Annotated in this window: 27 protein-coding genes and 1 tRNA gene; 5 read left to right on the top strand and 23 right to left on the bottom strand. The window is 34.9% G+C overall.

Annotated features, from left to right (window positions below; genetic code table 11):
• Positions 1–5 precede the first annotated feature (5 nt).
• On the bottom strand, positions 6–617 hold the full coding sequence (locus GXW81_RS08280) for a vancomycin high temperature exclusion protein (RefSeq protein ID WP_079207773.1): 612 nt from the start codon (positions 615–617) through the stop codon (positions 6–8).
• Positions 618–619: 2 nt separating this feature from the next.
• On the bottom strand, positions 620–1,723 hold the full coding sequence (locus GXW81_RS08275; protein ID WP_161531935.1) for a 2Fe-2S iron-sulfur cluster-binding protein: 1,104 nt from the start codon (positions 1,721–1,723) through the stop codon (positions 620–622).
• Between the two features lie 27 nt (positions 1,724–1,750).
• On the opposite strand from GXW81_RS08275, the gene GXW81_RS08270 reads away from it, so the two are divergent.
• The 3 genes from GXW81_RS08270 to GXW81_RS08260 are packed head-to-tail and all read left to right on the top strand — an operon-like array spanning position 1,751 to position 4,178.
• Complete coding sequence (locus GXW81_RS08270; RefSeq protein ID WP_014938475.1) at positions 1,751–2,290, top strand: TlpA disulfide reductase family protein; 540 nt, start codon at positions 1,751–1,753, stop codon at positions 2,288–2,290.
• Positions 2,291–2,294: 4 nt separating this feature from the next.
• Complete coding sequence (locus GXW81_RS08265; protein WP_161531934.1) at positions 2,295–3,272, top strand: iron ABC transporter permease; 978 nt, start codon at positions 2,295–2,297, stop codon at positions 3,270–3,272.
• Positions 3,273–3,275: 3 nt separating this feature from the next.
• Complete coding sequence (locus GXW81_RS08260) at positions 3,276–4,178, top strand: ABC transporter ATP-binding protein (RefSeq protein WP_161531933.1); 903 nt, start codon at positions 3,276–3,278, stop codon at positions 4,176–4,178.
• A 390-nt stretch (positions 4,179–4,568) separates the two neighbouring features.
• Here the strand turns inward: GXW81_RS08260 and carB are convergent, their stop codons facing one another.
• The 4 genes from carB to GXW81_RS08235 form a co-directional block, all read right to left on the bottom strand.
• Entirely contained in the window at positions 4,569–7,751 is a 3,183-nt protein-coding gene (carB, locus tag GXW81_RS08250; RefSeq protein ID WP_052910713.1) for a carbamoyl-phosphate synthase large subunit, read from the bottom strand.
• A 288-nt stretch (positions 7,752–8,039) separates the two neighbouring features.
• A complete protein-coding gene (locus GXW81_RS08245; RefSeq protein ID WP_161531932.1) occupies positions 8,040–8,504 on the bottom strand; it encodes a hypothetical protein in 465 nt (154 codons plus the stop codon).
• A gap of 28 nt (positions 8,505–8,532) precedes the next feature.
• The gene (carA, locus tag GXW81_RS08240) at positions 8,533–9,606 is read right to left on the bottom strand and encodes a glutamine-hydrolyzing carbamoyl-phosphate synthase small subunit (protein WP_161531931.1); all 1,074 of its coding nucleotides are present in this window, start codon (positions 9,604–9,606) and stop codon (positions 8,533–8,535) included.
• Between the two features lie 57 nt (positions 9,607–9,663).
• Positions 9,664–10,560, bottom strand: coding sequence for an aspartate carbamoyltransferase catalytic subunit (locus GXW81_RS08235; protein WP_161531930.1), 897 nt, complete (start codon positions 10,558–10,560; stop codon positions 9,664–9,666).
• Positions 10,561–10,834: 274 nt separating this feature from the next.
• On the opposite strand from GXW81_RS08235, the gene GXW81_RS08230 reads away from it, so the two are divergent.
• Both GXW81_RS08230 and GXW81_RS08225 read left to right on the top strand, forming a co-directional pair.
• Positions 10,835–11,851, top strand: coding sequence for an asparaginase (locus GXW81_RS08230; protein ID WP_161531929.1), 1,017 nt, complete (start codon positions 10,835–10,837; stop codon positions 11,849–11,851).
• A gap of 31 nt (positions 11,852–11,882) precedes the next feature.
• Positions 11,883–11,969, top strand: a tRNA-Ser gene (locus tag GXW81_RS08225).
• A 161-nt stretch (positions 11,970–12,130) separates the two neighbouring features.
• On the opposite strand, the gene GXW81_RS08220 is transcribed toward GXW81_RS08225, so the two are convergent.
• From GXW81_RS08220 to GXW81_RS10655, 17 genes are all read right to left on the bottom strand, one after another.
• A complete protein-coding gene (locus GXW81_RS08220; RefSeq protein ID WP_079207755.1) occupies positions 12,131–12,592 on the bottom strand; it encodes a hypothetical protein in 462 nt (153 codons plus the stop codon).
• Positions 12,593–12,629: 37 nt separating this feature from the next.
• Positions 12,630–13,583 (bottom strand): hypothetical protein, encoded by a 954-nt coding sequence (locus GXW81_RS08215; protein WP_161531928.1) that lies wholly within the window; start codon positions 13,581–13,583, stop codon positions 12,630–12,632.
• Between the two features lie 69 nt (positions 13,584–13,652).
• Positions 13,653–14,279, bottom strand: coding sequence for a hypothetical protein (locus GXW81_RS08210; RefSeq protein WP_161531927.1), 627 nt, complete (start codon positions 14,277–14,279; stop codon positions 13,653–13,655).
• A gap of 28 nt (positions 14,280–14,307) precedes the next feature.
• The gene (locus GXW81_RS08205) at positions 14,308–14,721 is read right to left on the bottom strand and encodes a hypothetical protein (RefSeq protein ID WP_079207748.1); all 414 of its coding nucleotides are present in this window, start codon (positions 14,719–14,721) and stop codon (positions 14,308–14,310) included.
• Positions 14,687–15,412: a hypothetical protein gene (locus GXW81_RS08200; RefSeq protein WP_161531926.1), complete on the bottom strand. Its 726-nt coding sequence runs from the start codon at positions 15,410–15,412 to the stop codon at positions 14,687–14,689. Before GXW81_RS08200 ends, GXW81_RS08205 begins: the two co-directional genes overlap by 35 nt.
• 154 nt (positions 15,413–15,566) lie before the next feature.
• Complete coding sequence (locus GXW81_RS08195) at positions 15,567–16,004, bottom strand: hypothetical protein (RefSeq protein WP_161531925.1); 438 nt, start codon at positions 16,002–16,004, stop codon at positions 15,567–15,569.
• Positions 16,005–16,997: an RHS repeat-associated core domain-containing protein gene (locus GXW81_RS08190; RefSeq protein ID WP_161531924.1), complete on the bottom strand. Its 993-nt coding sequence runs from the start codon at positions 16,995–16,997 to the stop codon at positions 16,005–16,007.
• Positions 16,998–17,167: 170 nt separating this feature from the next.
• Complete coding sequence (locus tag GXW81_RS08185) at positions 17,168–17,626, bottom strand: hypothetical protein (protein WP_161531923.1); 459 nt, start codon at positions 17,624–17,626, stop codon at positions 17,168–17,170.
• Between the two features lie 7 nt (positions 17,627–17,633).
• Positions 17,634–18,263, bottom strand: a complete 630-nt coding sequence (locus tag GXW81_RS10360; protein WP_185153019.1) for a reprolysin-like metallopeptidase — start codon at positions 18,261–18,263, stop codon at positions 17,634–17,636.
• Between the two features lie 174 nt (positions 18,264–18,437).
• On the bottom strand, positions 18,438–18,944 hold the full coding sequence (locus GXW81_RS08180; RefSeq protein ID WP_161531922.1) for a hypothetical protein: 507 nt from the start codon (positions 18,942–18,944) through the stop codon (positions 18,438–18,440).
• A gap of 4 nt (positions 18,945–18,948) precedes the next feature.
• Positions 18,949–19,977: an RHS repeat-associated core domain-containing protein gene (locus tag GXW81_RS08175; RefSeq protein ID WP_161531921.1), complete on the bottom strand. Its 1,029-nt coding sequence runs from the start codon at positions 19,975–19,977 to the stop codon at positions 18,949–18,951.
• A complete protein-coding gene (locus GXW81_RS08170; RefSeq protein WP_161531920.1) occupies positions 19,967–20,386 on the bottom strand; it encodes a hypothetical protein in 420 nt (139 codons plus the stop codon). The genes GXW81_RS08175 and GXW81_RS08170 overlap by 11 nt, the downstream gene beginning before the upstream one ends.
• Positions 20,387–20,505: 119 nt before the next feature.
• Positions 20,506–21,609, bottom strand: a complete 1,104-nt coding sequence (locus GXW81_RS08165) for an RHS repeat-associated core domain-containing protein (RefSeq protein ID WP_260393579.1) — start codon at positions 21,607–21,609, stop codon at positions 20,506–20,508.
• 46 nt (positions 21,610–21,655) lie between these two features.
• Complete coding sequence (locus GXW81_RS08160; protein ID WP_161531918.1) at positions 21,656–22,198, bottom strand: hypothetical protein; 543 nt, start codon at positions 22,196–22,198, stop codon at positions 21,656–21,658.
• A 6-nt stretch (positions 22,199–22,204) separates the two neighbouring features.
• Positions 22,205–23,389, bottom strand: a complete 1,185-nt coding sequence (locus GXW81_RS10635) for an RHS repeat-associated core domain-containing protein (protein WP_161531917.1) — start codon at positions 23,387–23,389, stop codon at positions 22,205–22,207.
• A 58-nt stretch (positions 23,390–23,447) separates the two neighbouring features.
• Complete coding sequence (locus GXW81_RS08150) at positions 23,448–23,906, bottom strand: hypothetical protein (protein WP_161531916.1); 459 nt, start codon at positions 23,904–23,906, stop codon at positions 23,448–23,450.
• Positions 23,907–23,917: 11 nt separating this feature from the next.
• The gene (locus GXW81_RS10655) at positions 23,918–25,291 is read right to left on the bottom strand and encodes an RHS repeat-associated core domain-containing protein (RefSeq protein WP_161531915.1); all 1,374 of its coding nucleotides are present in this window, start codon (positions 25,289–25,291) and stop codon (positions 23,918–23,920) included.
• Position 25,292 lies beyond the last annotated feature (1 nt).

Raw genomic sequence — 25,292 nt, 5'->3', positions numbered from 1 at the left:
GCCATTTAATCTATCCCTAAAATAAAATAAGCCACTGCTTGTACCCTTGCCAAAAACTCCCGAGTATGATTTCTATAAAAACTTTCTGGTTTAGTAACATCTTGAGCACCGAAGGCCAACGCATTCATATTCAAGTTTCTTGCGATGAATAAAGCCCTCAAATTATGAAACCCTTGAGATATAATAATAACCTCATTTTTCTTATAATTATTCTTACATCTTACAATACTTTCCTTTGTACTAAAGCCTTTAGGATCTTGTATGATAACACTTTCTGGGATACCTTCGGTTCTAATAAGATAGTTAGCCATCGCTTGAGGCTCGTCGTAATACGGACTTTTTTCGCCACTTACTATAATTTTCTTTATTTTCCCATAGTGATAAAGTGCAGAAACAGCCTCCATTCGTTTTGTAAAATAAGGGTTAGCAATTCCCGACCTCATCTTAGGCGAAGTCCCCAAAACCAAAGCTACCTCTCTAGCTGGGATTTTACTAACCTTAGTATAAGTTCTACCGTTGGTAAGAGCATACACCCACAGATTAGCAAGCATCATAGCCAACACCATTAGCTCTGCCAATCCCAAAATAGTTTTAAATATGCCCTTTAGTAGCCTCAAGACTAATCAAAATTAAGTTTTATTTTATCTGACAGAACAACCGAAGTACAAGTTAATATCTTTCCTTGTGAAAGTTCTTTATCGGTAAGATATTCATTTTCGGTCATTTCTACTTCGCCTTCTTCCAGCATACATCTACACGCCCCACATCTACCCGACTTGCAAGAATATGGCAAACGATAACCTTTATCTAAAATCTGTTGCAATAGCTTCCCATCATTATTTTCTAGCACCACTTCAGAGAAAGAATTTCCATCTATTTTCCATTCCACCTTAATATTTTCTACTTTAGGGAAAGTTTCTTCTTCGGGGAAGATTGTTCCTTCATAAGTATTGAAAAATTCAAAATGAATATTCTTCTTACGAATGCCATTTTCATAACTTCCTGTAGCCACCTCCTTTATCATTTCCGCAGGACCGCAAATCAAAATTTCGTCCACAGCGTCCCAAATAGTAGATTCTTCATCATCTTCGTCCAAATGTAATATTTGATTGATGATAAGATTCATTTTATGTCTATCTATTCTGCCAGAAAATAAGGCATTGGCATCTTCTTCTTGGGTATAGAAATAGTAAACTTTCAATCTATCTCCGTAGAATTGCTCCAGAGCCTCCAATTCTTTCTTAAGAATAACCTCCGACTTGGTTTTATTAGAATAGAAAAGGTAAAAACGAGTGCCTTTCTCTGTATGTAAAATATGCTTTAAATGCGAAATAATAGGCGTAATGCCTACCCCACCTGCATAGCCTAATATAGTACGCTTTTCACTGGGTTTATCTGCCAAAGTAAAGCGTCCTTTGGGTGCAGAAACCTCAATAATATCCCCAACCGAGTAATGGTTAAATATCTTCCGTGCAAAAGATTGAGGTGTATTGATTTTCAGCACTAATTCCAACTTATTTTCATAAGGAGCGTTAATGATGCTATAATCATTTTCTTCGCCTTCGTGCCTTAGCTTTACATACTGCCCAGATTTAAAGCGGAAATGCTCTTTGTCCCCATATTCTAACGCCAAAAGAAAGGCATTTTTGGTAATTTCTTCTTTTTTAATTACCTTTAGCCCTTTAAAATCGGGGGTTTTAGTCTTCGAATTTAATTCATTCATAATAGTGGACAAATTTATAAAAAAATTATGAGAAAAATCTTAGTAACACTCGCACTTACGGCTCTAGTAATAAGCTGCAACGACAAAAAAACAGAAACTGTAACCACCTCTTCTTCTAGCGATAGCACCAAGGTAGAACAAACTCTTAAAGAAGTTTCTAAAGACGAACTTAGCCAACTAATAAAGGCTAAAGAAAACGACACTATCTATGTAACTAATTTCTTTGCAACTTGGTGCGGACCGTGTATGATGGAAATTCCTCATTTCAAAGAAAAAATGAAGGAGCTAGATGGCAAGCCCGTTAAATTTACTTTTGTGAGTATAGACGATAAAAAAGATTGGAACACAGAAGTTAAAAAATTCGGGGAAGAACAACAACTTTCTAAACATATCCTTTTGTTTGACGGACAACAATTTGATGATGCTTTTTTCAGTCAGAATTTTAAAATTTGGCGTGGAGAAGGCATTCCGTTTACTCTAGTTAGAAAAGGTAACAAAACCGAAGAAATAGAAGGCAGTATGTCTAAAGAAGACCTAGACCAGCTCCTTGCTACATTCTTAAAATAAACTGATGCTTAGAGGCAAATTCGGTATTTTAATGGTTAGTATTCTATTGGCGATAATCGTTTTGGTTATCGTCAATTTGAATGTAGGCTATCTAGATTTAAGCCTAAAAGATTTTTTCCAAAACACACCTCAATCAGATATTGCTTCGTTGAGAATCAATAGGACTTTAGCCGTCCTCCTCGCTGGTATGGCGATACCTACTTCTGGCTTTCTGCTGCAAGAATATTTCCAAAATCCGTTGGCAGGACCATCGGTATTGGGCATTACTTCCATCGCTAGTTTGAGTGTGGCATTTTATATCTTTTTTTCGCATCAACTTCTCATTCCCGAGTTTTTACAAAACGGATTTATCAGCCTCGTAGCCATTATAGGCAGTTTGGGATTGATGTTCTTCCTCATACTCCTCTCTAATAGATTTCGAGACAACACCTTTCTTGTGATTTTTGGATTTTTAATCTCCGCTTTGGCAGGAGCCATTATTTCCATTTTGCAAGTGTACGCCGAAAATCAAAGCCTAAAAAACTACATTCTTTGGAGCTTTGGTGCAAATAACCAACTCAACCATAACCAAATTATAATCCTCGTTACCCTTATCGGTATTGGGCTAATCTTTAGCTTCCGAAGTATAAAACCGCTCATCGGTAGCACTCTAGGAACTGCTTATGCCAAAAGTTTCGGCATCAATACCAATGCTCTTAAAGTATCGGTGATTTTAGCCTCATCTCTACTTTCTGCTAGTGTAACGGCTTTCCTTGGACCTATCCTCTTTATAGGTATTGTAGTGCCTCATTTTTGTAGAATGATTTTCAGTCCTGCTCTACTTTGGCATCAGTGGGTGCTTAACCTCACGCTAGGCATTGCTATTATGGAGTTGTTTTCTATCCTGTCCGAAATCAGTAAATTGCCTTTAAATATCATCACTTCCTTATTCGGAATCCCAGTGATTTTAGTAATGATGATGAAGCAACACTCTAAGTATTAAACTATGTTTTTGGAACTTCGCAACCTCAATATTGGCTACCAGCAGCCACTCATCCAAGACATCAACGCCCAAGCTCACCTAGGCGAAGTGGTTCTCATTATGGGAAACAATGGCATTGGTAAAACCACTTTAATAAAATCTATACTCAACCAGCTCAAGCCTTTAGCGGGGCAGATTTTCATCAATCATAGTGCTATTGCCACTTTAGCTCCAAAGGAAATGGCACAGCTAGTTTCCATTGTTTTTTCTAAATACACCCTTCCCGAAAATTATACTGTAACCGATTTGGTGGCTTTAGGCAAACTCATTCACTACCCATATTATTTTCAACTGACCTCGCAAGACCAAGCCGAAATACAAAACATCATTACCCACCTTGGGCTGGAGCGTTATAAAAATCAAAAACTAACCACCCTATCCGATGGCAACCTGCAGAAGGCTTTTATAGGCAGAGCTTTGGCTCAAAACACACCTGTAATGATACTAGACGAACCCACCACCCATCTGGACGAATACAACAAAACGGCTATCCTGACGCTCCTACGAGAGTTGGCTCAACAGCACCGTAAACTTGTTTTATTCTCGTCCCACGATTGGCGATTGGCAAAGGATTTCTCTGACCAAATTTGGTTTCTAGAACACGGCAAACTAACGGCAGGTATGGCAGAAGATGTCTTGTTAAAGCTACCACTACACACTCCACTAGCCGAAACTTACGCAATGCCACTCATCAACGCCCCAGAAAGAGAAAAAGAACTGCTATTGAGTTTCATTAAAAAACACACCAAAGCCAACCTTTCTTGCTATGAGTTTACCTATACCTCTACCGAATGGCTCATCACTACCCCACTTGCCACGCACCGCTGCGGCTCCTTTGCAGAAATGTTACCACTATTTAAAGCCTAGATTGAGGGCTTTAATCCTAAACTTCGCTTAAAATCAAAAGAATTTATAGGGTCTAATTTACGGTCTAAAGGGTCTAATTTAATACCTAAAACCTCTACTTTAATACCTAGAGGGTCTAATGTAAAACCTAAAGGGTCTAATTTAATACCTAAAACCTCTACTTTAATACCTAGAGGCTCAAATGTAAGACCTAAAGGGTCTAATTTAATACCTAAAACCTCTACTTTAATACCTAGAGGGTCTAATGTAAGACCTAAAGGGTCTAATTTAATACCTAGAGGATTGATTTTAATATCTAGTAGAAATTGTCAAATAGCCCAAGGGATTTATTCTAAAATCTAATTGAATTAAACTAAAAAAGCGAGGAAATTCTCCTCGCTTTTGGTTCATTTACATTGCCTGCATCTTAAAACTCATAGACTCAATCACCTTTAGGATAGCTTCCACCGTATCCATAGAAGTGAGGCAAGGCACCCCATTTTCTACCGACATACGGCGAATCTGGAACCCATCTCGCTCCGTTTTCTTACCTATGGTAGTGGTATTAACCACATATTGCACTTTTCCTTTTTGGATAAGGTCTATCAAATTCACTTCCTCCTCGCCTATCTTGTAGCCTATTTTGGCTGGTATGCCTTTAGCTTCAAAGTATTTCGCCGTTCCTTCCGTTGCCCAGATTCTAAAGCCTACCTCGTGGAACCTCCTCGCAAAAACAGCCGCTTCCTCTTTGTGCTTATCTGCTACCGTAAAGAGTATCGCTCCGTGGGTTGGCACTTTTCTACCTGCAGCTATCATTCCCTTATAAAGGGCTTTTTCTAAGGTAACATCTTTCCCCATCACTTCACCTGTGGATTTCATCTCTGGTCCTAAAGAAATATCCACTTTAGTCAGTTTAGAGAACGAGAATACTGGTACTTTCACAAAAACGCCGTCCTTATTCGGCACGAGCCCATTAGTATAACCTTGCGAGGCTAAAGATTTGCCCAATATCGCCTTAGTGGCAAGGTTTGCCATAGGCACATCGGTAATTTTAGAGAGGAAAGGCACCGTTCTGGAGGAACGAGGATTAACTTCAATCACAAACACCTCTCCGCTTTGGTCTATCACATACTGAATGTTCATCAATCCCACAACATTAAGCCCCTTCGCTAATCGTATAGTATAGTCTTCTAAATCGTGGATTTGTTTTTCCGTAAGATTTTGTGGTGGATACACCGCAATAGAGTCGCCAGAGTGTACCCCTGCCCTTTCGATATGCTCCATAATCCCTGGTATTACCACCGTTTCGCCATCAGAAATGGCATCTACCTCTACCTCTTTGCCCGTTACATAGCGGTCTATAAGTACCGGGTGTTCCGGGCTGGCATCTACGGCGTGTTCCATATAATGGGTAAGCTCTTGCTCGGTATAGACAATCTCCATCGCCCTACCCCCCAAGACATAGCTCGGACGCACCAAAACAGGATAGCCAATCTCATTCGCAATGGCAATCGCCTCCTCTTTAGAAGTAGAAGTTTTACCCAAAGGTTGAGGAATACCCAATTCTTGAAGGGCTTTTTCAAACTTATCTCGGTTTTCTGCACGGTCTAAATCTTCCAAAGAGGTTCCTAAAATTTTAACCCCGTGAGCCGATAGTTTGTCCGCTAAGTTAATTGCGGTTTGTCCACCGAACTGAACCACCACTCCTTTAGGCTTTTCAAGTTCTATAATGTTCATCACATCTTCCTCTGTGAGGGGTTCAAAGTAAAGTTTATCCGAAATAGAGAAATCGGTGGATACGGTTTCGGGATTGTTGTTGATGATAATGGCTTCGTAGCCCATCTCTTTAATCGCCCAAACGGAATGCACGGTGGCATAGTCAAACTCCACCCCTTGCCCAATACGGATAGGTCCTGAACCTAAGACCACAATACTCTCTTTTTCCGTTACTACGCTTTCGTTTTCCTCCTCGTAAGTACCATAGAAGTAAGGCGTTTCGCTCTCAAACTCTGCCGCACAAGTATCTACCATTTTATAGACTGGCATAATGGCGTTTTCTTTTCGGAAATTGAAAACTTCCCTTTGGGTAACGCCCCAAAGGTGTGCAATGTTTAAATCCGAGAAGCCTAACTTTTTAGCTTCTTTAAGCGTTTCGGCATTGAATTTATTTTCGGCAATGACTTTCTCAAAGTCCACCAGTTTTTTAAGTTTCCAAATGAAGAATTTATCAATCTTGCTCCATTCTACAATTTGCTCCCAATCGTAGCCTCTCCTCAAAGCATCACCAATGATGAACAATCGCTCGTCATCGCAAACTCTGATGCGTCTTTCTATTTCTTCTGGCGTAAGCTGTGCCGCTTGTTTGGTTTTTAATCCTAAGTGTCTGATGCCTGTCTCCAACGAGCGAATAGCCTTCTGTAAAGACTCCTCGAAGTTTCGCCCAATCGCCATTACTTCGCCTGTGGCTTTCATTTGAGTGGAAAGGCGGCGGTCTGCCGTTTCAAATTTATCAAATGGAAATCTTGGGATTTTGGTAACCACATAGTCTAATGCCGGTTCAAAACACGCATAAGTTTTGCCCGTAACGGGGTTCATAATTTCGTCTAAGGTAAGCCCCACCGCTATTTTAGCCGCTATCTTGGCAATTGGATAGCCCGTTGCCTTACTCGCCAACGCCGAAGAACGGGATACTCTCGGATTAACCTCGATGATATAATAATTGAACGAATGTGGGTCTAAAGCCAACTGGACATTACAGCCGCCCTCAATCCCCAAAGCTCTAATAATCTTTAGCGAGGCGTTTCTTAACAGTTGATACTCTCTATCCGAAAGCGTCTGCGAAGGTGCGACCACAATAGAATCACCTGTATGTACACCTACTGGGTCTATGTTCTCCATGTTACAAACCACAATGGCGTTATCGTTGGCATCACGCATCACTTCGTACTCTATCTCTTTAAATCCTGCAATGGATTTCTCAATCAAACATTGGGTTACAGGGCTGTATTTAAGCCCATTCGCCACAATTTCTTTAAGCTCTGTTTCATCGGAAGCGATACCACCCCCCGTTCCGCCCATCGTGAAGGCAGGGCGAACAATGACTGGATAGCCAATCGTATTAGCAAAGTTAAGGGCTTGTTCTACCGTATTCACAATATCCGATTCTGGGACTGGCTCTCCGAGTTCTCGCATCAGTTCACGGAATAAGTCTCGGTCTTCGGCTTGGTTAATTGCTGAAAGTTTCGTTCCTAAAACTTCTACTTTGCACTCTTCTAATATCCCTGATTTTTCTAATTCTACCGCCATATTAAGCCCTGTTTGTCCGCCCAATGTAGGCAACAAAGCATCTGGTCTTTCTTTGCGAATAATCTGGCTGACAAACTCCAAGGAAATAGGCTCAATATAGACTTTATCGGCTATTTCTACATCGGTCATTATGGTTGCAGGATTAGAGTTGATGAGTATCACGCGGTAGCCTTCCTCTTTTAGGGAAAGACACGCCTGTGTTCCCGAATAATCAAACTCGGCGGCTTGTCCGATGATGATTGGTCCTGAACCAATCACTAATATTGTTTTTATATCTGTTCTTTTCATTTTTATTTTTTTAGATTAAAATTATATTTTTTCTATCTTCTACCCCTGCGAGAGACTATTCTATTCATTTTTTACCCAGTCACATTACGAATAGGTTACTTTCGGTTGTTTTTTGAAGCTTTCGCCATCTGAGAAAGGGCTTTTTTTCTTTTTTTGCTCCCATCGCCTTTTGCGAAAGAATCTAAAACTAAACTTTAGCTCTCCACTTCTATTGCGACAGAATGATTTTAATTTTTTGAAGTTATTACCATTTTCAGGAAACTATTGTAATTTCTACTATCTATAATTTTAAACCTCTATCTTACTAATATCTAATAAGCGTTTTACTTTTTTAAAAATCAAAAATGGCGTTAATATCATACCCACAAAACTTGCCAACACATATTTTACACAAAAATAAATTAGCCACCCAATAAGTGGAAGCACCAAAAACATATTAGGTGTGATATTACTTAAAAATTTCCAACCATTATAGATAGACAATCCTGCATAAAATGCAGTAAACCACAGAGAAATATAAACATTACCTGTAGAAGGCATAGATGATGTAAGGACATAAGCTAATACCAAAGCAAACATAAACATCCATACAAAATCTTTAATAATTTCTCTTTTTTCTTTCTTTATTCTATTCGCATTACAATACCTACATATAGGGATTGTATAAAGATTGGAGCAATCTACACATAGCCCTCTATTACAATCTATACAAGCTGCTACACTTGTAATTTCAGAATGATTATAACAATTCATATCATATACTTTATTTGCTCAACTATATTTACTTTTTCCATTCTTTCATCATCTCCACAAACTCATCGAACAGATAGTTGGCATCTTCTGGTCCCGGACTGGCTTCGGGGTGATACTGCACCGAAAAACAAGGGTATTTTTTATGACGCACGCCTTCGTTGGTTCTATCATTAAGGGCGATATGGGTTTCTTCTAAATCGGTATCTTTAAGGCTTTCTTGGTCAATAGCGTAGCCGTGATTTTGGGAAGTCATCGCCACCTTATTGGTTCTCAAATCCAAAACAGGGTGGTTGCCTCCCCTATGCCCAAATTTCAGTTTGAACGTTTTAGCCCCACAAGCCAAGCCAACCACCTGATGCCCCATACATATCCCAAAAATAGGCACTTTACCCAAAAGTTTTCGCACCGTTTCGTGGGCGTGAGGCACATCTTGCGGGTCGCCCGGACCATTGGAAAGCATAATGCCGTCCGGTGCCATTAGTAGGATTTCTTCCGCCGTAGTATCGTGAGAAACCACCGTAATATCGCAGTTTCTTTGGGATAGCTCTCTAATAATTCCCAACTTGGCTCCGAAGTCGATTAGTACTACTTTAAACCCTCGCCCCGGTGCAGAAAAAGGTGTTTTGGTGGATACCGTTTCGATTTGGTTGGTCGGAAGCGATTGGGCTTTTAATTCGGCTATTATTTGGTTTTCGTCGGCCTCCACATCTACAATTCTGCCTTTGAGTACGCCGTGATTGCGGATAATTCGGGTCAGTTTTCGGGTATCAATCCCCGAAATACCTGCAATGCCTTTTTTACTGAAAAACTCCTCTAAAGCCATTTGAGAACGAAAGTTGGAAGGCAAATCACACACCTCCTTCACAATAAGTCCTTTAATAGAAGGCTCTATGCACTCGTAGTCATCACGATTGATGCCGTAATTTCCGATAAGCGGATAGGTCATACACACTATTTGTCCGCAATAAGACGGGTCGGAAATTAGCTCCTGATAGCCCGTCATTCCTGTATTGAAAACCACTTCGCCCTCGGTGTTAAGGTTTGCACCAAATCCCCAGCCGTGAAGCACTTCCCCTGATTCTAAAATTAGTTTCTTTTTCATTTTCAACTTTTAGATTTATATAGTTTCAAAAACCAATTCCATTAGTTTTTAGATTGATTATATTGTTTTAAACATCACTCCTTTGTCTTCCAAAGCCTGTTTTAGGATCGCCATTCGGGCGTAAACGCCATTTTCCATTTGCTTAAATATTCTGGATTGAGGGCTTTCCACCAAATCCGACTCTATTTCCACTCCTCTATTGATAGGAGCTGGGTGCATAATGATAGAAGTTGGTTTCATTTTAGCAGCTCTCTCTTTAGTAAGACCATATTTTTGGTGGTATTTGTCCAAAGAGAGTTTCATTCTCTCTCCGTGTCTTTCGTGCTGAATGCGAAGAAGCATCACCACATCTACCTCCTTGACCAAAGTATCTATAGGCAGATAAGTTCCGTTGATAAATTCGGCCTCGTCGAACCAATCTTCCGGTCCCGAAAAGTAGACTTTAGCTCCGAGTCTTCTGAGTGCTTCTGCATTTGAGTTAGCCACCCTACTGTGTTTAACATCGCCTACAATCCCCACTTTTAATCCTTCAAACTTTTTAAATTCTTGATAAATCGTCATCAAATCCAACAAAGATTGCGAAGGGTGATTGCCCGTGCCGTCTCCTCCGTTAATTATAGGAATGTTAATAGTCTCCAACTCCCTAAAATAAAAGTCTTGACTATGGCGAATGACCACTAAATCAACTCCAATACTTTCCAAAGTTTTCACCGTATCGTAAAGCGTTTCGCCTTTGTTTACCGAACTTGTAGAGACATCAAAAGGCACCACATTGAGTCCTAATTTCCTTTCGGCTACATCAAAACTTGTTTTGGTTCTCGTACTGTTTTCAAAGAAAAGATTAGATACATAAACTTCTTGTTGGCATTTAACTATTCTACCATTAGCAAACCCTTGCGCCTCCTCTAAAAGAGACCTAATTTTCTCTGTGGATAAATCTGAAATTGTAAGCATAACTTAAAAAAATTATAAAAAAAAACGAAGCCAATGGCTTCGTTCTAATAATAACAATATCTTTGTGAAGGACCTTGCCCTTCGGTTTTCAAATTAAATATGTTCTCTAAGTGACACATTAAACGCAAATATATAATATTTTTTCTATTCTCCAAATAGAGGAAAAGAAGAAAAACTTTATATATCTGATAAACAAAACTATAATAATTATCCACATCTAAGATATTGGTTTAAAATTTATCTAATTATATTTGCACGAGCGTTTTAATTAGTTATGAGAAGAAAAATATCACTCATCTATACTGGAGGGACAATAGGTATGGAAAAAAATTATACCACTGGTAGCCTCCATCCCTTTAATTTTAATCATATTTTTGACAAAATTCCTGAAATTAATTTATTGGAATGTGAGGTGTTTGTAACTTCTTTTGATACTCCAGTAGATTCTTCTGATATGGGTATAAAAGAATGGAAAACTATCGCTAAATATATAGAAGAACAGTATTCTGAATTTGATGGTTTTTTGATTCTACACGGTACAGATACTATGTCTTACACAGCGTCTGCCCTTAGTTTTATGCTTAAAAATCTTGACAAACCTGTTATTTTAACTGGTTCACAACTGCCCATAGGAGACCTTAGAACAGATGCCAAAGAAAACTTACTAACTAGCCTCTACTACGCTAATTTGTACGAAAATGACAAAGCGGTAATACAAGAAGTAGCTATCTATTTTGAATATAAACTCCTACGAGGTAATAGAACTCTTAAATATTCCGCCGAATACTTTGATGCTTACCATAGCCCTAACTACCCAATACTTGGACAGTCTGGCGTACATCTTAATGTGGATAAAGAAGTGCTTTTAAGACCGAAATCTGAAATTTTTAGTGTAGATTATCATCTATCAGAAGAGGTGTTTTTCCTTAGGATTTTCCCTGGTATGAACTGGAACTATTTGCCTAATCTAGATAATGTTAAAGTGCTTATTCTCCAAGTTTTTGGCTCTGGAACTATCTTCAACAATAAACAAACGATAGAGACTCTCAAAAGAATTAGAAATAATAATACCGAAATCGTGATTATTAGCCAATGTATTTCGGGTGAAATCTCCTTCGGTAAGTACGAAAACAGTAATATCTTTAGTGAAATAGGGGCTATTAGTGGTAAGGATATGACCGCTGAAACTGCAATTACTAAAGCAATGCATATTGTAGGTAATCCTATGTATTCTAATGAAAGTTTTAGCAATGTTTTTTCTAAAAATATTTGTGGAGAAATGGCGGAATAGATTATTTTTTCTATATTTGCAACTCAATTTTAGAGAGGTGTCCGAGTGGTTGAAGGAGCTACCCTGGAAAGGTAGTATACGGGTAACTGTATCGAGGGTTCGAATCCCTTCCTCTCTGCAATTTCATCTATAAATCAATAGATTATATAAATCAAAAACTAAAAAAGGGGCTTCTCAGAGCCCCTTTTTTAGTTATATCTACTTAGCATTATACCCTGTATGCTCTAATCCAAATGGATAATAATTAGACTCTGGGCTATTACTAAACCTCCAATCGCATTATTTTTTATTTTCCCAACCAATATGGTTTTGTAAAATTACTGAATTATATATTTTATCAAGCCCCACAGGTTTATAAAACATTAAGGTAATTATCAAAGGTTTTTTAAGGTTATTACTATCATTCTCCTTTTTATAGGTGTACTGAACATATTTCATACTAACACTTGGAAGAAAGACATCCACAGTATCCTTTATCTTAACATCATTTAATAAGTCTTTTTTAGCATTAATCTCATTATAGTGCTTATTCAAAAAAAACAATTCAGATGAAGTGCCACCAGGATACTTATCAGCATCATAAATTAAACTATTATACATCGGTAAATTATTTTCTCTTACCGCTTTCCAATATTTTAAAACGGTTTTCTTGATTTGCTCTTCATCTTTTTGTTCTTGAGATATGCAACCTGTACAGATTAATAGTAATAGTAAGACTAAGTATAATACTCTTAATTTCATTATTTTAAAATTATGGCTCTAGCCTATCAAATATTTTCTATAAATCTTTATTAACTTTTTCTAACTCTTCAATTTTTAATAACAAATTTTCCTCATTAAATATGTATTCTTTTTTATCAATAGAGCCTGAATACTCATTGCTGATTAATCTAAACTCGCTTTCATTTTTTCCATAGAATGTACCTGAAATATCCAATTCAACTTGTGATAAAATTGGGTTGTTAGGAAGATTCTTTATTATAGTGGTTGTCTGAACAGCTTTAATAAGTCTAAATTGTTTTTTATCTTTAGTTGCAAAGATTGAAATATCATTTATACCTAATTCTTTTTTGAAAGATTCCATTATTTGTAGAAATCTAAAAAAGGAAATGTCCATTGCTGTTCCCCATAATCTTTGAAAAGTTTGGGTTTTATCTTTTTTCAACCATATCATTTCAGTAAAATCATTAATTCCTCCCAAAATATAAACTGCCAATTGTAATTCAAATGCCATCATTATACCTAATTCATATTTCATCCAATGCAACAGTTCTTGAATGTTTTTTAAAGCGTTCCTTTCATTTACACCATTTTTGAATACAATTTCTCTTATTTTCAATAATACTACATAAGACCTATTGCAAATATTCACTCTCATATCTCCATAATCCATAGGAGGTATTTCATGTCTTTTTTTTGAAAAATTTTCATCGTAATAAAAACTTCTATTCAATATTTGTTTTCTTGAGAGGTTCAATGAAAAAAGAAATTTATTAGCATAATCACTATACATTTCTATATTATATTTTTTAGAATTCCTATCTAACACTAATTCTTGTACAGCCAGTGCTGCTGAAACATCAACTTTGTGAGTTTGTTGATATTCAATAAAGTTTATCGCTCTTTCTATATTATTTTTTGGAAGATTGCGATTATTAACAATACCAATTAAATCTAAAAAAATTGAGCTATCAATTTGAATCAAAAAAGTATTTCCTCGTATCGCTTCCAATAGTATTTGTTCGTGGGTTGGTAAATTGCACCCCCCATATAGATTAATAAAATAGTACAAAATGAAAAGTTATTTATTTGGATTATTTGCTAATTTCTTAATATAATCACTTTCAAATTCTGCTTCCCATTCCTCATTTTGTTCCGAAAATTTTGCATAAGCAGGAAACTCATATTTTTCATTAAGTGTTTGTTCTCTTAGAAAGTCTAACATTTTATCTAATGATTTTTCAAAAAGTTCATCACTCAAATCTCCACTTAGTTCAAAATTAAAAGATGTATTTTTATCTAAACTAGCTCTTAATCCAAATTTTATCTGCTTTTGGGTTATTTCCTGACTGGTTACTCTATTAAGTTTTTTATCCTTAATTTTGTTTTTAGTGAAAATAAAAATTGCTTTTAAACTTTCCCATACAGTATTTTCTCCTACATGTTTCAATAAATCATAAATAAATGGGGCAGCAACAACATAAAATGTATCTAGTGAATAAGCATCTAAACTATTTTGTGTGCTTCCACTACTATTTCTTGCCATAAATTCAATATTAACCTCCTTTAGTTTTTCTTTAATAAAGTCTATATCTGTTGAATTTATTTCTCCTAAATAATGTAGAAAAATTTTATCACTTGTTGCAATTTCTGACATGTTAAATATTTTTAGTTTTTTACAGTTATACAAAAATGCAAAATATTCCATCAAAATATTTGTTTTGACAATAATATTATTAAAAAGGAGGGAGATTTTCCAGATTGTCCCGAAAATAATGTTCTGTACTTAAAATTGTTCTATATCTTGTCATTATCTGGATTTTCCTTAAACTGTACTGTTTTAACCAATTTCCAATAACTGATGCCCTAACGTGATGTAAGCTCTGGACTTTGTAGTTTATCAATTTCAATTCCTCGTATAATAGCTTTGTGATACTCGAAAACTTTGTTTTTTCTCCTAGAGGGAATAATTTATGTTCATTTGCTTTAATGTGCTGTACAATCGTTTCATGATGGAACTGTAAATAATCCTGCATGATTAAAATTTGTGAAGATTGAAGTTTTAAAGTCCTTGCATTTAAAGTTGTACCACTTGGAACATAGATTTCTCCTTTCTTAATATCCAAATGCTCTAATTCTATATTTTTCAAACTGCTTATTCCTAACGATTGATAAACTACTTGCGCCGTAATCGTACATGCCTATCTCGGTTTGGAGTTCTTTGCCGTTGTACTTGTAATTATAACTCTGGTTACCCAACAAACCATTATACCCTGTATGCTCTAATCCAAAGGGATAATAATTAGACTCTTTGTCTATTACCAAATTATTAGAACCTTTGTAATAAGACAACCTCACATTACCCAAATGGTCTGTGTAATGATACACATAACGCTTATGGAGATAATCATAATACCCCTCAGCTGTTGGGAAAAAAGAGAGCTTAACTTCTTTAACTAACCTTGTATTATTTGTTTTTTCAGGAATACTAGGGGTAGTATCTTCTAAAAGCTTTGGCTCTGAAATCACTGGATTTGACAAGTAATAAGTCTCCGTATAAGTATTGTACTGAAAACCGTCTAAATAGTATGTAACATCCGTATCTATAACTTTTTTAAGTTTAGCTCCATCTGCTCTATAGGTATAAGATAAGTCCCCTGCTGCGGACTGCACTTGGTTAGGCAAGTTAAGCGTATTGTAGCCTATTCGGCTTATTTTCTTATCTAGCAAGCTAGTCATATTACCATTAGTGTCGTAGGTTATCGCATTACTATAGGTTTCAGATTCTTTTTCTCTTATTAGGCATACCGGCTTTATTCTTTGTACCAATATGTATTTCAAAACATTACAATTAAGAAATTATTACTATCCAAAGCTAATAAAATTTCTTCCAAGAGTTCAATTATCCCTAATTCACTATCTATTAAATCACTTTCAAATAATCTCTGAAAAATCTCACTTGTTTTCATTCTAATACCTAAATCTATTTTGTTTTTCACTTTATAACTTCCCCATTAGCTTTAAATTTTATAGAAAATGTATTTTCTCGAATTGCTATTATTTTTTTTATACTTTCCTCCGTACCCAATTTCTTCAATACAATTTCTCCTTTTTCTGCAAATGAAAAATATTCATCTGTATAAAAATAAAGAGGAACTAAATTTTTGTCTACAAAAACAGACCGATTACTATTATCTATCCAAAAACTTTCTGAAGAATTAGAAAGGCTATTCAAATATAAAACATAAGTATCCACATTTTCTTTATCTAAAACTATATAGACTTTATTATTTATACCTCTTTTTTGAATTTCTTGGTTAAGAATTTCGGTGACAGAACTAGGTAGGAAATATATTATATCTGAAGTTTTCTTTTGTGAAAAACAACTAAACAAGTAAAAATTCAATAGTAAGATTAATAGGATTTTTTTCATTTATGGATATTTTTGTCTATTTATAAAATGGATTAATGATTCTTGACCGATATTATTTGCATTAGTAGTACCAATATTCTTAGTTTCAGCACCATTTGGCATAACTCTATGTATTGCATTTCCATTCGCTTGCACTCCTGTATAAGAGTCTATAGCATATATTGGAATATTAAATCCAGTGGACGAACTTGAGGTACTTTTATCTAAAGCAGATGTTCCTGGTAAATTTATAAGATTAGGATCTTGCGTAGTATTATGTGTATGTACCTGAGCAATTGGAATCAATTTAGTACCTGTAAATGTTTGTTTCACAATATTCCCTAGCGCATCTCTTCGTTGATCCATTGTTATAGTCGTTTTTCCATCTACTCCATCAGGACCTCTAACAGAAGTAACTTGTGCTGTTGGCACTTCCCCTCTCATAACTTCAATACCAACCCAAACTTGTCGCTCTTTGGTTTGATCTGCAATAGTTTCATTATTAGCATTATTTATATCCGAATTTATTTGAGTATTATTAACGGTAACTATTGAACTTCTAGATTGTAGAGCCTGTGTTGCTATTGTTGACAAGGAGCCTCCATTCTCAGATGTTATATCATTCCAATCATTTTTATATATTACTCGAATATTTTTAGTTACAGCTCCATCACTCCCTAAATATTTACCTGTTGAAGCATCAATATAATCGTCTGGAGGCGTAGCAAACATTCCATCATAATCTACAAACATAACTGGATTATCCCAAGCATAATTATAAGGACTATAGCGAGCCATCTTCTCCGCCAACGGATCTACAACACCCCATCTGCCTAGGTCTGGCATATAGAACCTTGCTCCGTAATCGTACATGCCTATTTCGGTTTGGAGTTCTTTGCCGTTGTACTTGTAATTATAACTCTGGTTACCCAACAAACCATTATAACCTGTATGCTCTAATCCAAAGGGATAATAATTAGTTTCTTTGGCTATTCTAAAACAAACTCTCTCCATATTTTTGAACAAAAGAGATTTAAACTTAAATATTTTAAACTATTAACCATTTCTTAACAACTGAAAACTAAAAAAGATAATTTTTTATTACATTCCGAACATATCTTCAATCTCCTTGATACTTTTCGCAATCCATAATATTAAACTACTCAAAGAAACACTTGGATGTTCTATTCCTCTATTAGAATTTTAGGGTAATCATAATAATGTATATAAATTTTCTCTGTTTTTTTATTGTAACATATTGTTATATAGTCATATCCCTTCTTCTGTAATATTGAAAAATTTTGTCCATCAGATAACTTTATCTTAATTTTACCTAAATCTTTATTATAATTTATGATTTTTTGTCCATAATGAATTTTATCTGGATCCTTAGGAAAATCCTCTTTGTAGATATTATTTACTGTAACCACATACTCAAAAAAGCAATTATATTGAAACATTAAAATAATTTCATTTTCCTTTTTGGAAATCATTTTTTCAGCTTCTAAAATATATTTATTGATTTCTTGTTTATCTCCTTGAGTTATATTTTTATACTTAGTAAAATTGATAACTTTTTTGCTTTGACAAGATACAATGGTCAATAAAAATATTAAAGAAAATATTATTCTAAAGGGATTCATTTGCATTCTATTTTTGAAGTTCTTGTTCTTTCCTTTCTCTATTTTCACTAGTAATTTTAATATGATTTTTCATATCCATAGTTTGAGATGGTACTAAATTAGTTCCACTACTATCCTGCAATGTTTCTATAGTATTTGCCCCTGAATTCATCAGATTTTTTTTATTTTCCTCCGTATTAGAAACTTTACTTTCAGCATCAAAAATATGCGGCAATCCCGCTTTATGCCCCAATTCATGAGCAAGTGTTCTCGGGTTATCTTTAGAGACTACAGTACCATCATAAACATTTCCATCCATTTGTGTATAACCATTTATTACAACTAGACCATCTTTTGTATTCTGTATTATGGCAGGAGATAAGTTAACTGTAAACTTCGCATTAGAATCTTCAATAACCTTAACAGTTAATCCATTTTGACTTAAAATACCTCCTGCATCTTTTAGAAGAGTTTCACTATAGTAATAACCAAGATTGTTTTCAACTTTAACTCTCCATTCAACAGTATTGTCATTAATTAGAACCGCTTCCAATCCTTCAAGTTCTCTTGCATTAACAACTCTGTTTTCTGAAAAATTATAATGAGATTGATACGCATATTTTTCAGAAAGAGGATCTATATTAAAAAATCTTCCCATATCATCAAGATGGAAATTTTACGCAAGACCGATGTAACAAACAAGAGATAAGCATCACCAAAAAATTTAAAGATTTCTTTAATAAAAATATAGCTCAATAAAAACCTCGCTTTGAGAGGGTTCCTTTTATCTATCTGCTACGAAGTAGAGAGACTTTGCAATTTTGCATTTGTTTTATTGTATTATTTTACCATCTTTATTAAAAAAGAAGGAATTTATCTCAAGTTTCTTATTTTTTATAAAATCATAAATATAATACGGAGTGCTCTCAGAACAACTGAAAGAATCTTGAAGAGATAGCAAATATGCTTCATTACCATTAAGGTAATTATCCAATATATGTAAAAGTTCTTTAAAATGGTTATCAGATAAATCCTCTGTAGCAATTACTACTTCTGGTTTTTTTTCTGTAGTCCTAAATAGCCCTATTTTTTTGTTTGAAGAGTCATATAACAAAGCCGAATAATATAAAGAGCCATCTTTTTTCAAAATATTCTTTTTCCAATTAATTATTAAGATAACAGGTTTTTTCTGCTTTGAAAGAATAGGTCTTAAAATTTTAAGTTGCTCTTTATACAATTTACTTTTAGATATTTCTTTATTTAAATTCTTATACTCTTCATACAAAGGATTACAATTAAAACACAATGATAAGAGTAATAAATAAATACATTTTTTCATTTCCTTATTTTTTACTATTCATTATTTTGTTATATATCACTTGAACTTGATTTGGCATTGTAAATACTCGGGTATTTAAATTGATCTTAAAATTATCAGGTCCTGTACTTCGTACGGTAGGTTGCCATTTAATACTTTTGATATCAACCAAAGTACTAGCACTTTGTGCATCTGGGCTATAACTTGTTCGAATAGGCAAACCCTGTTCGGAACGAAGTAGATTCTCCATATATGATGCTGCTATTTCAGCCTGAGATATATCTTTAGGAAGTCCATTTTTTATACCATCCACCCAAGACTTTCCAAGTTCTGAGCGTGAAAATGTTTGATTTAAAAATGAATGTCCAATCTCGTGAAATAATGTTACATGGAATGGACTTTGAGTTTGTTTGCTTTTTTCCCCAAACATTGATGTATAAGGTTTAACTTCCTGGTTAAAAGCAGTTACAATTCCAGAGCCATCCGTAAATGCTCCATTTTTGCCCTCAAAATTTGTTCCTTCGCTAGATTGTATAGTTGTATTAATGTTATCATTTGCAAAAAGTCCTAAAAATATACTTCCAAAAGAATCTTTATCCCCTCCTGTAATTGAATTAAGGGCAGATAATATTTGACCTGCATAACTATCTCCTGTTACAGTTACTTCTATATCCCATTTTTTTGTTTCTGCATTTTGAGAATAAAGTTTTCCGTTGTTATAGCGATATGTATTATCTCCATCTTTTATATCAATCCACATTCCCGTAGGATCGATAAATCGAATCGGATTATTTGCAACATAACCATAAGGGCTATGACTATAATACATCTCTCCTAAAGCGTCTTGAGTTCCGAAGCGAGCGATATCAGGCATATAGAACCTTGCTCCGTAGTCGTACATGCTTATCTCGGTTTGGAGTTCTTTGCCGTTGTACTTGTAATTATAACTCTGGTTACCCAACAAACCATTATACCCTGTATGCTCTAATCCAAAGGGATAATAATTAGACTCTTTGTATATAATTTCCTTTCTATATTTTTTATCATGAATCATTTTTTCTAATCTCCTTTTTTAAAATCATCAGAACCAAATAATATAAAGACAATATTATAAAAGGAATTGATGAAAAAAAATATTTATTTTGATCTATAACAAAATCTAACAAAATAAAATTTTTCAACCATACAATCATTAAAAGGATTACTGACATTATTTTTATTTTTTTTCCATTTAATATAACTGAATAAATAAAGAATGAGAAAACTAAAAATATCTCTATTATTATCAAACTGAAATCCATTGGATAGTCTTTAAAATTAATGAAAAAACCATTCAATAAATTATTTTCGATAGTTTTAACTAAAAAAATAAAAATACTGTGTGTTGGAGAATTATTATAACTTATCCCAATTGACAAGAAAGAAATTAAAATAGCAATAGGTAATATCATTCTATGTAACATAATAATAAATTTAAGAGCCCGATGTTCCTTTTTTCTTATTAGGATCCAAATCACCATTGTTTAAAATTCTCATCCCATTGAAATTGATATTATTTATCAAGTCAACAGGATTCATTCCCTTATTCATATAATTTAAAATAGGGGCAATATACGGAGCCAAACGAGTTATCCATATTTGTATGATCTGTTCCCTGCGGAAGGTTTATCGTTGTCGAATTTTGAAAAGAATTAGTAGTTAATCCACCTCCATTTTTCATTGAAGAATTATAGGAATTAATGTTAATTATATTTTGTGCATTCCCATTCAATTTCAAAGAAAATGCACTTCCTCTACCATCAATTGAAGCCGCTTCTAATGCCATAACCAAATTTACCTGATTATTTACCTCCGAATTATTAGACAACAAATTGGAAGCTACTAAAACATCTTTTCCTCCTAAACTATGACCAATTAAAGCGACTTTACCTTCTGGATTAACAGAACGATAATTAACAATTGTTTGTGCGATATGATGAGCTGTAATCCCAGTATCCGAGCCAGCATAAGTGATTACACGACCGTTTACTTGATACTTAGAACCTATAAAGGCAAGACCATCATCGTTTTTTAAATGAGATGGCAAATTACTATAAAGCGTTTTCCCATCTTTAATCCCATCCCCATAGATTCCATCAGCACGACCAATAGCAGAAATAACCAGCATTTGATCTGATTTTTTGAAATTATCTGCTGGAATAGCTTCCAATCCTTCAAGTTCTCTTGCATTAACAACTCTGTTTTCTGAAAAATTATAATGAGATTGATACGCATATTTTTCAGAAAGAGGATCTATATTAAAAAATCTTCCCATATCAGACAGGTAATTTCTCCACTTAAAACTAAGCCAACCTGTCTCATCCTGCCTCTCTTGCCCTTGGAAAGTGTACTTATAACTTTGGTTACCCAACAAACCATTATACCCTGTATGCTCTAAGCCAAATGGATAATAATTAGATTCTTTGTCTATTACCAAATTATTAGAACCTTTGTAATAAGACAACCTCACATTTCCCAAATGGTCTGTATAATGATACACATAACGCTTATGGAGATAATCATAATACCCCTCAGAAGTTGGGAGAAACTGCCACTCTGACAGTCTTTTTTTATTATGTACCGTTCCGTCATCGCTCCGTCGTGTCTGCGTCGTAGATACGACGAAACCCCGAAACTTATTTCTCATTTTTATGACAGTTTGACAGTGCATTTTTTAATTTATTTTAGCATCACTAACTTTGATACACGACCGATAAAAGCCAAAAGCTAAATATTAACAATAATAAAATTCCTACAATTACAACTATGCTAATTAAAAACCATTTAATTCTAGTAGACCTCGATTCTTTTTCAAATTTTTTAAAATAATCAAGATATTTCTCATTTTTCCATAAAGAATAATAATTAATTATGCCCGGAATAACTAAAGATCCAAACACAAATAATAACTTGTAAACAATATTCTCCCAAATATATTGTATTAACATTCTACCTAAAATAGCCTGTAAAAAATTAAACAAACTATATTCTATCAAAACCAACAATCCTCCCATTTGAATACCAGCCCACGTAACTATCCAACCCGCCTCCTTGTCTCTGAAAATAATATTATCAATCTGTTTACTTGGATTTTTTATTCCTCTTTTCTCGTATGCTCTAACTATAAAAGGTATTCTTAATATAAGATTAATCGGATCTATTTTCGAAAACAAATTGAAAAATGAGATAGCAAACTTAAAAACACTGACATGTATATAATTCCAAAATCTTTCCATAATAATTTATTTTTTAATATACTCTTTCGTAAGTTGTTCTCCATATTCTCCACCATAATATCCTCCAGCAACTCCTCCAACTATTCCACCTAAAACACCTCCTATAGCACCTCCTGGAGGTCCTCCTATAAATAGTCCTATAGCTCCAAAAAACTTTGCTCCTCCCCAAGCACCTCCAATACCGCCTATAGTTCCTCCAGCAACACCTCCAGTAGCAATTTTAGCATTATTACCAAAATCCCCTCCATCTTTATAAATACCATAGCCTATTTGCCCTACACTTATAGTATGTCCTATAGGACCAGTTATTCTAGTCATTTTTGAACCATATTTAGCAACGGATATAGTAGACACATATTGATTACCTTTAAACACACCTCCATTTAACGTTTCAAAATATAATTTCCGATTTGATCCTAATCTGGTTAATCCAGAATTAGCTTGTAATGAGCTTCCTGTATTATCAATAACATCATTTACATTTCCTACTTTATCCAAAGTATTCTTAACAAAATCGCCCGAATTACTTTTTGTAATAATCACCTCTGGTATTATAGTTTCTTTAGAACCATCATTTCTTGTTGCATTCCAAGAGCCATCCTTTCCTCCTACAAAGGTACCCGTACCATCTTTATAAATCTGTCCTATATACTTTGATTTTTTTGGAGGGTCTTCTGGATCTTCCGCTTCCATTCCTGTTGGATCTATAAGCATGATAGGGTTATTCTTCACATAAGAATATAGCTCCATAGTCTCCTCTGCTAACGGATCTACAACACCCCATCTGCCTAAGTCTGGCATATAGAACCTTGCACCGTAATCGTACATGCCTATCTCGGTTTGGAGTTCTTTGCCGTTGTACTTGTAATTATAACTCTGGTTACCCAACAAACCATTATACCCTGTATGCTCTAAACCAAATGGATAATAATTAGACTCTTTGTCTATAGTAAGATTACCATTGTTACTTCTGTAATAAGACAATCTCACATTTCCCAAATGGTCTGTGTAATAATACACATAACGCTTATGCAGATAATCATAATACCCCTCAGAGGTTGGGAGAAACTGCCACTCTGACAGTCTTTTTTTATTATGTACCGTTCCGTCATCGCTCCGTCGTGTCTCCGTCGTAGGTCTAAAGAAACCCCGAAACTTATTTCTCCTTTTTATGACAGTTTGATAGTACATTTTTTAGTTTATTTTAGCATCAGTAACTCTCATAAACGACACGACACGACCAATTTTCTTATTGACTTAAAACAAAATAAGTTTGCTTGTTTTCTACTTCCTTTTTCTCAATTTTGAATATTGCACTATCTGGACTAAATGATTTGAAAGTTAGTCCATTTGATAAATCAAAGACTAATGAAGTATATACATCGTCATCGAAAGTTGGGTAATAATCATCGTGGTATACAACTTTATTATTCTTTACAAATATTACTCTTTCTGCAACATCTTCATAATACGGATAAGCAAACCCTAATGCTTCATTTATGATTTCAAGGCTTGCAGAAGTTTTAAAGACAAACATTTTATCCCAACTAAAAGAAGTGGTTTCTTTAATGTTTATAGTACAACTATCAGAACCCTTGCAGACAGATTCATATTTCAGTTCAATTCCTTTTTCAAACTCTGACTTTTTATATTTAGAGCAACTGAAAAATAATAATAAACTACTGCATATTAATAAATACTTTCTCATTTCTTATGATTTTAATATCCTGCACCTTCTGCCATACTCTTCATATTTTCTTGTGCTTTTTTAATTTTATTATCGTATATTTTTTGTTCATCGGCTGTACGTCCATTTGCATTCAAGCCACCTATTATTTTTTTAGCATTGTCGTACTGCTCTTGTGTTAACTTGGTTTGTCCAATAGTATAGCCTGCTATTTTACCCTTATCATTTGTTATAGGTGTTGCTGTCCATAAACCGTTTTCTTTAAAATATTCTAATGTAACTAATGCCCTAAATTGCATATCTTTTCCCTTTGTTGCATTACCTATAGCCCTACCAATTACGTTATTCATCAAATCAATTGTTTCATCAGCTGCTAATAATGTGCTAAAAGTAGTTTTAAAGTTACTGCCTGTTGCTGCATTTGGATTTTCTTCGTGTGCATCACCTGCTTGCTTTGCTATACCTGCACCATATTGAGCTGTTATCTGAGATTGCCACAATACGTGCCTAAAGGCATTTACAGCATTACCTTCAACTGCGATTTGATTGTCAGGTGTAAAACCAAGCCTTCCTGCAAATCTTTGAGCATTTGTAGAAATATTTTGAGAACCTTTCTCATAATATCCAATATTTTGAGCAATGATTGGATTTCGCAGTACAAATTTTGTTGTTCTCCACCAAGAAGGTGGATCTTCAGGTGCTGCTCCATCTGGGTCTATAAACCTAATTGGATTATTAAATGTATAATTATAAGGACTATGGCGACGCATCTTCTCTGCCAAAGGATCCACAACACCCCATCTGCCTAGGTCTGGCATATAGAACCTTGCACCGTAATCGTACATGCCTATCTCGGTTTGGAGTTCTTTGCCGTTGTACTTGTAATTATAACTCTGGTTACCCAACAAACCATTATACCCTGTATGCTCTAATCCAAATGGATAATAATTAGACTCTTTGTCTATAGTAAGATTACCATTGCTACTTCTATAATAAGACAACCTCACATTTCCCAAATGGTCTGTATAATGATACACATAACGCTTATGGAGATAATCATAATACCCCTCAGCTGTTGGGAAAAACAATAGACGCTGCGTAATATTCGTTTGGGTGCCATAAGAAGGTGGTGTAGGCTTTTTCTCAAAACTATCCCCTAATAATATAGGTTCTTGTGGCTCTACAGGAATCCCTATATACATAGTCTCCTCTTTGGTCTCATGATGAAAGCCATCTATATAGTCTTTACGGATAAATCCATTAGATATAGTCCTCTGTTGGCTAACTTTGACCCCATCTGCTCTATAGGTATAAGATAAGTTCCCTACTGCGGACTGCACTTGGTTAGGCAAGTTAAGCGTATTGTAGCCTATTCGGCTTATTTTCTTATCTAGCAAGCTAGTCATA

Source organism: Riemerella anatipestifer (genome assembly GCF_009932355.1).
Lineage (GTDB): Bacteria > Bacteroidota > Bacteroidia > Flavobacteriales > Weeksellaceae > Riemerella > Riemerella anatipestifer_E.
This window is presented reverse-complemented; position numbering and strand designations above follow the sequence as displayed.